Raw genomic sequence first — 13,900 nt, forward strand, 5'->3', positions numbered from 1 at the left:
CTTCTCACTGTTCTCTGAACAGCCGCTCTTTAACAATGTGAATCATGCTGACGATGGAATGTGCGCCAAGCACATCTCCATCAAACGATATGTCGGAGAGGTCCGACAGATTCGTGATCCTTGACAGACCCCTTGGGGTTATATGGTCAAGCGATTAAGCGCATACGGTGGATGCCTTGGCAGCCAGAGGCGATGAAGGACGTGATAGCCTGCGATAAGCGTTGGCGAGGTGGCAAATACCCTGCGACCCAACGATTTCCGAATGGGGAAACCCACTCACCATCAGGTGAGTATCTATAGGCCAATACATAACCTATAGAGGCAAACCCGGGGAACTGAAACATCTAAGTACCCGGAGGAAAAGAAATCAACCGAGATTCCCCAAGTAGCGGCGAGCGAACGGGGACCAGCCCTTAAGCGTGACAACTGACAGACGAACAGGCTGGGAAGCCTGACGATACAGGGTGATAGTCCCGTAGTCGAAGTCTGAGTCACGTGAAATCGAGTAGGTCGGGGCACGAGAAACCTTGACTGAACATGGGGGGACCATCCTCCAAGGCTAAATACTCCTGGCTGACCGATAGTGAACCAGTACCGTGAGGGAAAGGCGAAAAGAACCCCGGCGAGGGGAGTGAAATAGATCCTGAAACCGTATGCGTACAAGCAGTGGGAGCACCTTCGTGGTGTGACCGCGTACCTTTTGTATAATGGGTCAGCGACTTATATTCTGTGGCGAGCTTAACCGTATAGGGGAGGCGTAGGGAAACCGAGTCTTAACTGGGCGACCAGTCGCAGGGTATAGACCCGAAACCGGGCGATCTATCCATGGCCAGGGTGAAGATTGAGTAACATCAATTGGAGGCCCGAACCCAAGTATGTTGAAAAATGCTGGGATGAGCTGTGGATCGGAGTGAAAGGCTAATCAAGCCCGGAGATAGCTGGTTCTCCTCGAAAGCTATTTAGGTAGCGCCTCACGTATCACCGCTGGGGGTAGAGCACTGTTTCGGCTAGGGGGTCATCCCGACTTACCAACCCGAGGCAAACTCCGAATACCAGTGAGTGCAGCGTGGGAGACACACAGCGGGTGCTAACGTCCGTTGTGAAAAGGGAAACAACCCAGACCGTCAGCTAAGGTCCCAAAATCCTGATTAAGTGGGAAACGATGTGGGAAGGCTCAGACAGCTAGGAGGTTGGCTTAGAAGCAGCCATCCTTTAAAGAAAGCGTAATAGCTCACTAGTCGAGTCGGCCTGCGCGGAAGATATAACGGGGCTAAATCAGGTACCGAAGCTACGGGTTCATCCTCTGGATGAGCGGTAGAGGAGCGTCGTGTAAGCCAATGAAGGTGGATTGAGAAGTCTGCTGGAGGTATCACGAGTGCGAATGCTGACATGAGTAACGATAAGGGGAGTGAAAAACTCCCCCGCCGGAAGACCAAGGTTTTCTGTTCTACGTTAATCGGAGCAGAGTGAGTCGGCCCCTAAGGCGAGGCGGAAACGCGTAGTCGATGGGAAACGGGTTAATATTCCCGTACCGGATGTGGTTGCGATGGGGGGACGAAGAAGGCTAGGTGAGCCAGGCGTTGGTTGTCCTGGTGAAAGCATGTAGGCCGAGGAATCAGGCAAATCCGGTTCCTCTGAGGTCGAGATGCGAGACGAACTGACCACGGTCAGGAAGTCATCGATGCCACGCTTCCAGGAAAAGCCTCTAAGCTTCAGATCACATGCGACCGTACCCCAAACCGACACAGGTGGTCAGGTAGAGAATACCAAGGCGCTTGAGAGAACTCGGGTGAAGGAACTAGGCAAAATGGCACCGTAACTTCGGGAGAAGGTGCACCGGTTCGAGTGAAGGACTTGCTCCGTAAGCTCTTACCGGTCGAAGATACCAGGTGGCTGCAACTGTTTATTAAAAACACAGCACTCTGCAAACGCGCAAGCGGACGTATAGGGTGTGACGCCTGCCCGGTGCCGGAAGGTTAATTGATGGGGTTAGCTCACGCGAAGCTCTTGATCGAAGCCCCGGTAAACGGCGGCCGTAACTATAACGGTCCTAAGGTAGCGAAATTCCTTGTCGGGTAAGTTCCGACCTGCACGAATGGCGTAATGATGGCCACGCTGTCTCCACCCGAGACTCAGTGAAATTGAAATCGCAGTGAAGATGCTGTGTACCCGCGGCTAGACGGAAAGACCCCGTGAACCTTTACTATAGCTTTACACTGGATGCTGATGTTGTCTGTGTAGGATAGCTGGGAGGCTTTGAAACCACGTCGCCAGATGCGGTGGAGCCAACCTTGAAATACCAGCCTGACATCATTGGCGTTCTAACTCAGGTCCGTTATCCGGATCGAGGACAGTGTATGGTGGGTAGTTTGACTGGGGCGGTCTCCTCCTAAAGAGTAACGGAGGAGCACGAAGGTACCCTCAGCACGGTTGGAAATCGTGCATTGAGTGCAAGAGCATAAGGGTGCTTGACTGCGAGACAGACACGTCGAGCAGGTACGAAAGTAGGTTCTAGTGATCCGGTGGTTCTGTATGGAAGGGCCATCGCTCAACGGATAAAAGGTACTCCGGGGATAACAGGCTGATACCGCCCAAGAGTTCACATCGACGGCGGTGTTTGGCACCTCGATGTCGGCTCATCACATCCTGGGGCTGAAGTCGGTCCCAAGGGTATGGCTGTTCGCCATTTAAAGTGGTACGCGAGCTGGGTTTAGAACGTCGTGAGACAGTTCGGTCCCTATCTGCCGTGGGCGTCGGAAGTTTGAGAAGAGCTGCTCCTAGTACGAGAGGACCGGAGTGGACGAACCTCTGGTGTTCGGGTTGTCATGCCAATGGCATTGCCCGGTAGCTACGTTCGGACGGGATAACCGCTGAAAGCATCTAAGCGGGAAGCCCCCTTCAAGATGAGACTTCCCTGAGGCCTTGCGCCTCCTGAAGGGCCCTTGAAGACTACAAGGTTGATAGGCTGGGTGTGGAAGCACAGCAATGTGTTGAGCTAACCAGTACTAATTGCCCGTGAGGCTTGACCATATAACACCCAAGGGGTTTGCCCAGGCAAACCGCCGGGATTGCGACAGGATCGACGACATATCGGTCAGCATGATTCATATTGCGAGTCGCGAGGCCACAAGCCTCGGGACTCAGGTGCCGCAAGGTGCCACCGTTTCGCCTGACGATCATAGCGAGCGTGAACCACCCGATCCCATGCCGAACTCGGAAGTGAAACCGCTTAGCGCCGATGGTAGTGTGGAGTTTCTCCATGTGAGAGTAGGTCATCGTCAGGCACTTATCCCGAACCGCCCCTGTAGCCTTGCTGCAGGGGCGGTTCTCTTTGTACACGGAAAAAATGTGCGCAGGAAAAGTTGCGTAGAGAGTCCTGCATGCGAATCAGCTGTGGGCGAGAGAAAAGCTCTGCCCAGGCAACGTGCACATGACACAAGAAGGCCCCTGTCGATTTTTCGACAGGGGGCCTTTTGTCTTCGGGCCTTTTATCTTCAGGGCCAGTGAAGTTTCAGTGCGCCATCACATCAGGGCGAGACTTCGTAGAGTTCGATGGGCGTACCGTCAGGGTCTGCCAGGAAGGTGAAGCGGGCGCCGGTGTATTCATCGACACGTATCGGCTCTGGCGTGGCGCCACGGGCGGTCAGCAGCTCAACACAGGTATCGATGTCTTCCGTCGCCAGCGCCAGGTGACGAAGCCCACAGGCTTCCGGGTAGCTGGGGCGCTCAGGCGGCGAGGGGAAGGAGAACAGCTCCAGCTGGATGCCGCCCGGCAGGCGCAGGTCGAGCTTGTAGCTGTCGCGGGCCTCACGATAGGCCTCGTTGAGGACCTGCGCATCCATGACCTCGAGATAGAAGCGCTTGGCGCGTAGGTAATCAGCGGTGATCAGCGCCACATGATGCACTCGCGTCAAAGGCAGGCGGGGTGTTGGGGTAGCGTCTGAAGCCATGGCGAGACTGTCCGTTGTCATGTTGTGCTCCTGCAGAGTGTTCGGTGCGATGAACGGCACGACGAACTGTGTGATGAGCTGTGTGGATGGGCCGTACGGTGAACTCCTGACTGACATCCTGATGAAAGAAGGCGCCCACTGGGCGCCTTCTTTGATTGGAGCAATCACTGGCCAGCCCGTGCACTATCTCAGCGACACAGGGTTTCCAGGGCTTCGATCAAGCTATCCATCTCGGCATCGGTACCGATGCTGATGCGCAGATAGTCACGCAGTGCGTCGGTGTTGAAGTGGCGCACCAGGATGCCCTGTTCGCGCAGGCCGATGAACAGCTTGCCGGCATCGTGGGTCGGGTGAGTCGCCAGCACGAAGTTGGTCTGCGAGGGCAGGATCTCGAAGCCCAGCGCGGCCATGCGATCGTGCGTCTGCTCGCGAGTGGTGATGACCCGCGTGCGGCACTCATCGAAATAGTCGGGATCACTGAGCGCAGCGACGCCGACCTGTTCGGCCAGGCGGTCGATGGGGTAGGAGTTGAAGGAGTCCTTCACGCGCTCCAGACCCTCGATCAGCTCACGCGAGGCCACGGCATAGCCAAGACGAATGCCCGCCAGGCTGCGCGACTTCGAGAAAGTGCCTGACACGACCAGATTCGGATACTGATGGATCAGTGGGATGGCGCTTTCGCCGCCGAAGTCCACATAAGCCTCGTCGACCAGCACGACACTGTGTGGATTGCGCTCTAGCAGCGCGGCAATCGCCTTGCGGCCATGGCCATGGCCTGTCGGGGCGTTGGGGTTGGCGAAGATGATGCCGCCATTGTCGTTGCCGAAGGCTTCCAGGTCGACTTCCCAGCTGTCGGTCAGCGCGATGCTGCGCGACTCGATGCCATACATGCGGCAATAGACCGGGTAGAAGCTGTAGCTGATGGACGGTAGCAGCAGCGGCTTGTCCTGACGGAAGAAGGCCTGGAATGCCAGTGCCAGTACCTCATCGGAGCCATTGCCGACGAAGACTTCCTCGGCGCCCACATGGAAGGTGTCGGCCAGGGCAGCGCGCAGCGAGCTGGAGCTCGGGTCCGGGTAGCGGCGCAGGTCAGAGGCATTGAACTCACGCAGCGTCTGCTCCACGGCGGGCGCCGGTGGATAGGGGTTCTCGTTGGTGTTCAGCTTGATCAGCTGCTCACGCGGTTGCTCGCCGGGAACGTAGGGGGTCAGGTCGTGGACCTGTGGGCTCCAGTACTTGCTCATGATTTCTCGCCGCTGGTGACAGTGCATGACCCATGTCATGGATGCTTTTCATGTTGCCCGCTGGATCGTCGCGGTACAAGCATCAGCAGGCTCTCCGCCTGAGTCTGAAGCGTGGCGACTGGTACGGATTTCCACATTGTTGCCATGCCAGCATTATTCTCGTGCACTGCGTGTGCTTGAAGCAGCGAGTGGTGTGCCGCATGTCACAGGCATGCTTGCCCAGCTCGCGCGACTTCGTGCGATGAGGATGCTGGGCGAAGACCTGCAATTCAAGGAGTCCCGATGACTGCCAACACCAATGCCCCCTACGCTGACACCCTGCTCGATCCGGTCAAGCTCGATGATCTGACCCTGCCCAACCGCATCCTGATGGCACCGCTGACGCGTGCTCGTACCCCCGACAGCATTCCCGGCGAACTGCAGCAGGCCTATTACGGTCAGCGTGCCGGTGCCGGCCTGATCATCAGCGAGGCGACCAACATTTCGCCCACCGCGCGTGGCTATGTGTACACGCCGGGTATCTGGACCGATGAGCAGGAAGCAGGCTGGAAGGGCGTCGTCCAGGCGGTGCACGCCAAGGGCGGGCGCATGGCGCTGCAGCTGTGGCATGTCGGGCGTGTCTCGCATGAGATGGTGCAGCCGGATGGCCAGCAGCCGGTCGCGCCGAGCGCCCTGCGCGGTGAAGGTGCCCAGTGCTTCGTCGAGTTCGAGGATGGCTCCAGCGGACGTCACCCTACCAGTACGCCGCGCGCCCTGGAGACGGACGAGATTCCCCAGCTGATCGAGGATTATCGTCAGGCCGCCGTGCGTGCCAAGCGTGCCGGTTTTGATATGATCGAGGTGCATGCCGCCAATGCCTATCTGCTCAACCAGTTCATGGCCACCGGCACCAATCAGCGTACAGACCAGTATGGTGGTTCGGTCGAGGATCGCGCGCGCCTGACGTTGGAAGTCGTCGATGCCGTCGCTGAAGTCTTCGGCCCCGAGCGTACCGGCATCCGCCTGACGCCCTTCATCGAGATCTTCGGCCTGACCGATGACGAGCCGGAAGAGATGGCCTTCTACATGGCCGAGCAGCTCTCCAGCCGTGGCATCGCCTATGTGCATGTCAACGAGCCGGACTGGGCCGGTGGCGACATCAAGTTCAGCGATGAGTTCCGTCGTGCCCTGCGCGAGCGCGTCACGGGCGCGCTGATCTTCTGCGGCCATTATGACGCTGAGAGCGCGGCACGCGTCATCAATGAGGGCATCGCGGATGCGGTGGCCATCGGGCGCCCGTATATCGCCAACCCGGACCTGGTTGAGCGCATTCGTCTCGGGGCTGAGCTCAACGAGCAGGACCCGGATACCTTCTATGGTGGCGGCGCCAAGGGCTACACCGACTATCCGTTTCTCGACAATGGCCATGATCGCCGTGGCTGAGGCCGACACGATTTAGCGAATGGTGTTCGATAAACGCCATCGGGGGTGGCCTCTCGGGGCGGATACCCGCTATTCTTGAGCGTGGAAGCTTGTGAGCGGTCTGCCTGTCTGCCAAGGCGGGTAGACCGCTCGCCGTCGATAGCGCTGACGCTGCTATCGAGTCATCGCCTTAAGGAGGATTCAATGCAGATCAGGACTCTGATGGTGGGAGCCGCGCTGATGGTCGGTCTCGCCGGGTGCGCATCAACGGCCCAGACCAATGACGGTGCCGCTGACAACAGCGCCACCGAGACAGCCAGCGAGCAGGTTGCCGTCTACAAGGGCACCCTGCCGTGTCGTCGTTGCACGGGCATTGACCTCGATGTACGCCTCAAGGGCGCCGAAGAGGCAGCCCAGGATGAGCGTACCTTCAGCCTCGATGCCACCTATCGTGATCATCCGCAGCAGCCGGATCCAGAACATTACGAAGGTCAGTGGGATGTGCTGTCCGGTACCGTGACGGACCCGAACGCGACTGTCTATGAGCTGACGCCGGACGGCGAAGGCCAGACCTACTACTTCCTGCGTCTGGATGCCCAGACCCTGGAGCTGGTCGACCCGCAGAAGCGTCGTTTCCAGAACGGTGAGACACTGCGACTCAAGCGCCAGTAAGCGTGCCGTGCGCCACAAGGCGACCGTGAGCACAAGGAGGGCGGCGCAAGCCGCCTTCCTTGTGTCTGGCTGTTGGCAATCCGCGGCTGACGACACTGCATCACGACGCCGAGAATCACTTCTTCCCGACAGGATTGTCTGATGGCGAAAGCAAAGAGCGCCTTCGTATGTACCGAATGCGGTAGCGAATTCTCGAAGTGGCAGGGCCAGTGCAGCGGCTGCCGCGAGTGGAACACCCTGCAGGAAATCCGCGTCGGCGCCACGGTATTGCCCGGCGCCGCCCCCGCTGCGGGTGCCGTCGCTGGTGGAGCTGCCCGTAGCGCCAGCAATGGGCGGGGCGGCTACGCCGGCACGCTCAGCGACAACGTGACCGATCTTTCCAATGTCTCGCTAGCCGAAGTGCCGCGCTTCTCCTCGACCTTCGGTGAATTCGACCGCGTGCTGGGCGGCGGGCTGGTGCCGGGTTCCGCCGTATTGCTCGGTGGCCACCCGGGGGCCGGCAAGTCGACGCTGCTGCTGCAGACCGCCTGCAAGCTTGCCCAGCAGAAGCGCTCACTCTACGTCACTGGCGAGGAGTCGCTATCGCAGGTGGCGATGCGCGCCCATCGTCTGCAGTTGCCGACCCAGGGGCTCAAGATGCTGGCCGAGACCAGCGTCGAGACGATTCTGGCCACCGCCGAGCGCGAGAAGCCGGAGGTGCTGATCATCGACTCCATCCAGACCATGCATCTGGAAGATCTGTCATCCGCGCCGGGGGGTGTCTCGCAGGTGCGTGAGTCCGCCGCCGCGCTGACCCGCTTCGCCAAGCGAACCAACACTGTGCTGCTGCTGGTCGGCCACGTGACCAAGGACGGCTCGCTGGCCGGGCCCAAGGTGCTGGAGCACATGATCGACGCCTCCCTGCTGCTGGAGGGCGATGGCGATTCGCGCTTCCGCACGCTGCGTGGCCAGAAGAACCGCTTCGGCGCGGTCAATGAGCTGGGCGTGTTCGCCATGGTCGAGCTGGGCCTGAAGGAGGTGAAGAACCCGAGCGCGATCTTCCTGTCACGCAGCGAGGAGCAGTCCTCCGGCAGCCTGGTGATGGTGGTGTGGGAGGGCACGCGACCGATCCTGATCGAAGTGCAGGCCTTGCTGGATGACTCACCGCTGGGCAATCCCCGCCGTGTCGCCGTCGGTCTGGACGGCAATCGCCTGTCGATGCTGCTGGCAGTGCTCAACAAGCATGGCGGCCTGTTCACCGGCGATCAGGATGTCTTCCTGAACGTGGTCGGCGGGGTCAAGGTACTCGAGACCAGCGCGGATCTCGCCGTGCTGTGTGCGGTGGTCTCGAGCCTGCAGAACCGGCCGCTGCCGCGTGAGCTGGTGGTGTTCGGCGAGGTGGGGCTGTCCGGTGAGATCCGTCCGGTGCCGAGTGGTCAGGAGCGCATTGTCGAGGCCGCCAAGCATGGCTTCACGCGGGCCATCGTGCCCAAGGGCAATGCCCCCAGGAATCCGCCCAAGGGCATGACCATCGTGGCGGTCGACAAGCTGTCCCAGGCGCTGGAAGCCCTGTGACAGCTTGCGCCTTCCGTGGGAACCATCCGCACGGGTATGTCGTGGTGTGATGCTACGTACAACGAACAAGGCCAGCCTCGCGGCTGGCCTTGTTCGTATGGGGTTTTCTCCGAGCACGAAGCTCAGCAGCTTGTCTTGTCAGTCCTGTTTGTCAGCCTGGCGGGCGGCATGAGCACAGGCCTTGAGGCGTGATACCAGAAGCTCGACACCGCGCTCGCGCATCAGCTCCTCATTGCGCCCCGGTACCTCTTCGACATCGCCTGCGTAGGCATTGATGGCGGCTTCGACCGAGCTCTCGCGCAGCAGGTGCAGCATCGGGTAGGGCGAGCGGTTGGTGTAGTTGGCCGCGTCATCTTCCTCGGTATCCTCGAACACGTATTCCGGGTGGAAGCTGGCCAGCTGATAGATGCCTTCGTAGCCCTGCATCTCGAGCAGCGCCTCGGCATAGTCGAGCAGTTCAAGGTAGGTATCGAAGTCGCGGAAGCCGTCCTTGAAGATCACCAGCGTCGTCTCGGCGTCGCGATTGGCGTCCAGGTTCAGCAGCTCATCGCCGAGTGCCTGCAGGCAGCGCTCGAGCCCTGCGCCGGGCACCACGGCATACTGGATGCTGTTGCGTGCCATCTCGCGTGCGGCAAACGGGCACAGATTGTCGGCGATGATGTGCGTCTCGACCCACTGGCGCGTGGCGTCGATGGCCTCGGCTTCGCTGGCATCCAGCGGCGGGGTGTAGCCGCCCGCCGTCTCGGGAGTCGTGGTATCGGTCGGCGTAGCGTCGGTGGTCATGGCGTCAGAGTCCGCAGCGGTGTCAGGAAAGGGTATTGTCACTGCTCGGGCGCGGCATGGCCAGCGCCGTGTCTCGTCGTCATGCCTCGTCATCGTCTCTCTTCAACGTATGTCTGCATGGTGAAAGGGCCGCAGGACCGCAGGTCGTTGTCGGGCATGTGGCAGCCCTGTTTCATTAGTGATTTCAGCGATAGACTTATCACCGCTGGTTTCAAGCTCACCCCGAGTACGCTCAGGGGCATTGCGGCTGCCGGCTGACGATTTCTTTCCTGCCTCGCCACGGAGATACTTCTTGTCCGCTGATACTCCGCCTCCTTCCTCGCCGCCCTCCGAATCTCCCGAATCTACCGAGAGAGTAGAGGGGCCTGAGCACACCAGTGCCGCGGCCTATCGTCTGTCACGACTGTTGCCCTTTCTCGGCTGGATGCGTCAGCTGTCGCCCGGGGATGCGCGTTCTGACCTGATCGCGGGCCTGAGTGGCGCGGTGCTGGTGCTGCCTCAGGGGGTGGCCTATGCGTTGATCGCCGGCCTGCCACCGGCGCATGGGCTGTACGCCGCCATCGTGGTGGCGATCATCGCCGGCCTGTTCGGCAGTTCGCGGCATATGGTCAGTGGCCCGGCTGCGGCGATCTCGATGGTGGTGTTCGGCACCGTCTCGACCCTGGCCGCGCCGGGCAGTCCTGAATACCTGCCGCTGGTGCTGGCGCTGACCTGCATGGTTGGCATCATCCAGCTGTCGTTGGGGCTGATGCGCATGGGGGCGCTGGTCAACCTCATCTCGCATACGGTGGTGATCGGCTTTACCGCCGGTGCCGGGGTCTTGATCGCCACCAGTCAGCTCAAGCACCTGTTCGGCATCGCGCTTGGCGATGCCTCGAGCTTTCTCGGCACCTGGTGGGCACTGCTCGGGCATCTGGGCGATACCTCGTGGGCCACGCTGATCACGGGGCTCAGCACCTTGCTCACGGCCGTGCTGGTCCGGCGGTTGAATCGCAAGCTGCCGTGGATGCTGGTGGCGATGGCCGTCGGCTGTGGTGTCGCGGCATTGCTCGGCGGCAGCGCGGCAGGCATCCCGATGGTCGGCGCCCTGTCCGGCAGTCTGCCGCCGTTTTCCCTGCCGCCGCTGGGCTTTGACACCCTGCGCTCGCTGGGTGGGGCGGCCTTCGCGCTGGCGGTGCTCGGCTTGATCGAGGCGGTCTCCATCGCGCGCGCTATCGGCGTGCGCTCGCATCAGCGTATCGACGGTAACCAGGAGTTCATCGGCCAGGGCTTGTCGAATCTGGCGGGCAGTTTCTTCTCGTGCTTTGCCGGCTCCGGCTCCTTCACGCGCTCCGGCGCCAACTATGATGCTGGCGCCCGCACCCCGCTGTCGGTGGTGGTGGCGGCGCTGATCGTGCTGGCGGTGCTGTTGCTGGTGCCTGACGTGACCGCCTGGCTGCCGTTGCCTGCGATGGCGGGCCTGATCATGGTGATCGCCGCCAACCTGATCGAAGTCGCTCATATCCGCCAAATTCTGGCCGTCAGCCGCGAAGAGGCGGTGGTGCTGGTGATCACCTTCCTCGCCACTTTGCTGTTGCCGTTGGAGTTCGCCATCTTCGCCGGGGTGTTGGTCTCGCTGGTGCTGTATCTGAACCGCACCTCACGGCCACGGCTGGTCGAGATGGCCCCAGACCCGGAGCATCCGGAGCTTGGCGTGCGCAATGCCGAGCGTTATCAGTTGGCCCAGTGCCGGGAAGTGGTGATTCTGCGTGTGGATGGTTCGCTGTTCTTCGGGGCGGTCGACCACGTCCAGCGCAAGCTGGCGCGCTATACCGGCAAGCATGTCATCCTGCTGGGCACCGGCTGCAACTTCATCGATATCGCGGGCGCCGAGATGCTCGAGATCGAGCAACGTCGCCTGCGCGATGCCGGCGGCAGTCTCAGCATGTGCGGCTTTCGCATGTACGCGCTGGAGGTGATGGAGCGCGGTGGCTTCCTCGAGCGCATGGGGCGTGAGAGCTACTTCCATACCGCCGAGGCGGCGATTGCCTCGCTGCGCGACTCGGTCGCCGAAGCGCATCGCGCCCACGGAGATCAACCCGCTGCCTGCCCAGATTGTCAGCTGTTCGGCCCGGCCGGGATCGGGCCGGGGCAGGGGGTGCGCCTGACGCCACCGTTGGCGTGAAAGCACAAGGCTGGGGGCGGCTGCACGCTTGCGATAGAATATGGCCCCTTGATGGTGCGGCCAGTCAGCTAGCCGCCCATTGCCTCAATCCTGTTCTGTCTGCCGAGAGATGCCCATGAGTTTGCCCACCGTGGCGGCCAGCTGCGACCTGATTCGCGACGGCCGTCCGTTGATCGATGTGCGCGCGCCGGTCGAGTTCGCCGCTGGTGCCTTGCCGGGTGCCGTCAATCTGCCGCTGATGGATGATGAGGAGCGTCATCGCGTCGGGCTGCAGTACAAGCAGGTCGGCCCGGAATCGGCGGTACATCTTGGCCATCAACTGGTCAGCGGGGGGATCAAGCGCGCGCGTATCCGCGCCTGGGTCGAGCACGTCGAGCGGCACCCCGACGCGATTCTCTATTGCTTCCGCGGTGGCATGCGTTCTCAGCTCAGTCAGCAGTGGCTCATGGAAGCAGGGATCGAGCGTCCACGTATCGAAGGCGGCTGGAAGGCCATGCGTCAGCAGCTCTGTCAGCATATCGATGAGCGTGCCGAGCAGGCCCCGATGCTGTTGATCGGCGGGCTGACCGGTTGCGCCAAGACCGAGCTGATCCATGCGCTGGACAATGGCATCGACCTGGAGGGCTGTGCGCGCCACAAGGGGTCGGCCTTCGGCCGCCATCCCTTCCCGGCGCCGAGCCAGATCGACTTCGAGCACCGCATCGCCGCCGAGATGCTCACGCTTGAGGATGAAGCGCCGACCATCATGGAAGACGAGTCGCGCTTCATCGGCAGCGTCAACATTCCGCTCGCCACCTGGCGCGCGATGGAGCAGGCACCGTTGATCCGCGTCGAGATGCCGCTGGACTGGCGAGTGGTCCAGATCCAGAAGGACTATATCGAGGGGCTGTGGTCCACCTACAGTCGCCACTATGGTGACTTCCTCGGCTGGACCCTGATGCAGCGCCAGCTGCGACAGGCGCTACTGCGTCTGCGCAAGCGCCTGGGCAGTGCGCGCCTTGCTCGTCTGGTGCGAATGCAGGACATCGCCTTCCAGGAGCACAAGCGCGGCAATCCCATTGCTCATGAAGGCTGGCTGGCGCCGCTGCTCAGCGAGTATTACGACCCGATGTACCGCTACCAGCTCGAGAAGCACGAGCGCACCTTCCTGCACGTCGGCGACTGGGACAACAGCCTTGCCTTCGCGCGTGAGTGGAGCGCCAATCACCGCTGGCAGCGCTGACATTCCTTACGGGCGCCGTCAGCGCTCATGTATTCAGCCAGTCCACCAGCAGGCGGTCCAGCAGGGCCGCCTGACGATCAAAGCGCTTCGGGTCCTCCAGCAACGCCTCGCGTGACTGCACGCCATTGCCCTCCAGGGGCGCGGGATGGTGGGCCAGGCGGTCCTGCGTGGCCGCCGCATCCATATGCGGATGGAAGTTGAGCGCCACCACGCGCCCCTCATCCCAGCTGAAGCCGGCCACTGGCGTATGCTCGCTGCTGGCCAGCAGCTCGCAGTCTTCCGGCAGACCGCAGATCTCCTCATGCCACATCAAGGCCTCGAACTCGGCGGGTAGCCCCAGTGGGCACTCGTTGCTGCGCGTCAGCGTGGCCCAGCGACGCTGCGGCACCACGGCGGACGAGACGATCGCCCCCATCTGCTCGGCGATCAGTCGCGCCCCCAGGCCAATCCCCAGCAGCGGGCGATTGCTGTTCAGCGTGCGCCGAATCAACTTGCGCTGCAGGCGCAGCGACTGCTGTTCGGCGGGCGAGGCGGGCTGTGCGGCGCTCGACAGGCGTTGCGGACCATCTAGCACCACCAGCGCATGGAAGTCCTCGATGCCCGGCAATGCTTCGCCTGCCAGCGGGAAGCTGGTGTTGTAGCTGTGCCCCATGCCGGAAAGCCAGTCCTTGAGGCGTAGCGGACTCTGCCAGTCATGCGCTAGCGTTGAGGTGTTGGCGGCTGAATCTGGTTCAGTGTCAGGGAGTTGCCCCTGATGTATGAAATAAAGGTGCATGACTTCATCATGCGTGAGCGCCATGTCAGCGTAAAGGCCCCAGTACTTGCTTCTCAGTACCTGCATCCCATTACTTGCATAGTCAGTATCTACATCTCAGCACCTGCACCGGGCGAACCAGCCGCGACACGACAA

Annotated in this window: 9 protein-coding genes and 2 rRNA genes; 7 read left to right on the forward strand and 4 right to left on the reverse strand. The window is 61.3% G+C overall.

The window, feature by feature from the left end; genetic code table 11:
• Window positions 1-144: 144 nt before the first annotated feature.
• A 23S ribosomal RNA gene (locus CDPAHKCJ_RS09475) occupies window positions 145-3,030 on the forward strand.
• A 138-nt stretch (window positions 3,031-3,168) separates the two neighbouring features.
• Window positions 3,169-3,284, forward strand: a 5S ribosomal RNA gene (gene rrf, locus CDPAHKCJ_RS09480).
• A gap of 243 nt (window positions 3,285-3,527) precedes the next feature.
• Here rrf and CDPAHKCJ_RS09485 read toward each other — a convergent pair.
• Window positions 3,528-3,971, reverse strand: coding sequence for a VOC family protein (locus CDPAHKCJ_RS09485; RefSeq protein WP_240916741.1), 444 nt, complete (start codon window positions 3,969-3,971; stop codon window positions 3,528-3,530).
• 167 nt (window positions 3,972-4,138) lie between these two features.
• A complete protein-coding gene (gene hisC / locus CDPAHKCJ_RS09490; RefSeq protein ID WP_166019610.1) occupies window positions 4,139-5,194 on the reverse strand; it encodes a histidinol-phosphate transaminase in 1,056 nt (351 codons plus the stop codon).
• A 282-nt stretch (window positions 5,195-5,476) separates the two neighbouring features.
• On the opposite strand from hisC, the gene CDPAHKCJ_RS09495 reads away from it, so the two are divergent.
• The 3 genes from CDPAHKCJ_RS09495 (at window position 5,477) to radA (ending at window position 8,821) form a co-directional block, all read left to right on the forward strand.
• Window positions 5,477-6,616 carry an alkene reductase gene (locus CDPAHKCJ_RS09495; protein WP_166019611.1) on the forward strand — a complete coding sequence of 380 codons (1,140 nt, stop codon included), beginning with the start codon at window positions 5,477-5,479 and terminating at the stop codon, window positions 6,614-6,616.
• Window positions 6,617-6,799: 183 nt separating this feature from the next.
• The gene (locus CDPAHKCJ_RS09500; protein ID WP_043336742.1) at window positions 6,800-7,267 is read left to right on the forward strand and encodes a copper resistance protein NlpE N-terminal domain-containing protein; all 468 of its coding nucleotides are present in this window, start codon (window positions 6,800-6,802) and stop codon (window positions 7,265-7,267) included.
• A 141-nt stretch (window positions 7,268-7,408) separates the two neighbouring features.
• Window positions 7,409-8,821: a DNA repair protein RadA gene (gene radA / locus CDPAHKCJ_RS09505; RefSeq protein ID WP_166019612.1), complete on the forward strand. Its 1,413-nt coding sequence runs from the start codon at window positions 7,409-7,411 to the stop codon at window positions 8,819-8,821.
• A 138-nt stretch (window positions 8,822-8,959) separates the two neighbouring features.
• On the opposite strand, the gene CDPAHKCJ_RS09510 is transcribed toward radA, so the two are convergent.
• Window positions 8,960-9,604 (reverse strand): DUF1415 domain-containing protein, encoded by a 645-nt coding sequence (locus CDPAHKCJ_RS09510; protein ID WP_166019613.1) that lies wholly within the window; start codon window positions 9,602-9,604, stop codon window positions 8,960-8,962.
• Window positions 9,605-9,896: 292 nt separating this feature from the next.
• Between CDPAHKCJ_RS09510 and CDPAHKCJ_RS09515 the strand changes: the two genes are divergently transcribed.
• Together CDPAHKCJ_RS09515 and mnmH are read left to right on the forward strand one after the other, a co-directional pair.
• Window positions 9,897-11,768, forward strand: coding sequence for a SulP family inorganic anion transporter (locus CDPAHKCJ_RS09515; protein ID WP_166019614.1), 1,872 nt, complete (start codon window positions 9,897-9,899; stop codon window positions 11,766-11,768).
• Between the two features lie 115 nt (window positions 11,769-11,883).
• Window positions 11,884-12,990, forward strand: a complete 1,107-nt coding sequence (gene mnmH / locus CDPAHKCJ_RS09520; RefSeq protein ID WP_166019615.1) for a tRNA 2-selenouridine(34) synthase MnmH — start codon at window positions 11,884-11,886, stop codon at window positions 12,988-12,990.
• Window positions 12,991-13,015: 25 nt separating this feature from the next.
• Here mnmH and CDPAHKCJ_RS09525 read toward each other — a convergent pair whose 3' ends face one another.
• Complete coding sequence (locus tag CDPAHKCJ_RS09525; RefSeq protein WP_240916743.1) at window positions 13,016-13,642, reverse strand: type 1 glutamine amidotransferase; 627 nt, start codon at window positions 13,640-13,642, stop codon at window positions 13,016-13,018.
• Window positions 13,643-13,900: the final 258 nt, after the last annotated feature.

It is taken from the genome of Cobetia sp. MB87 (assembly GCF_011319755.1).
Lineage (GTDB): Bacteria > Pseudomonadota > Gammaproteobacteria > Pseudomonadales > Halomonadaceae > Cobetia.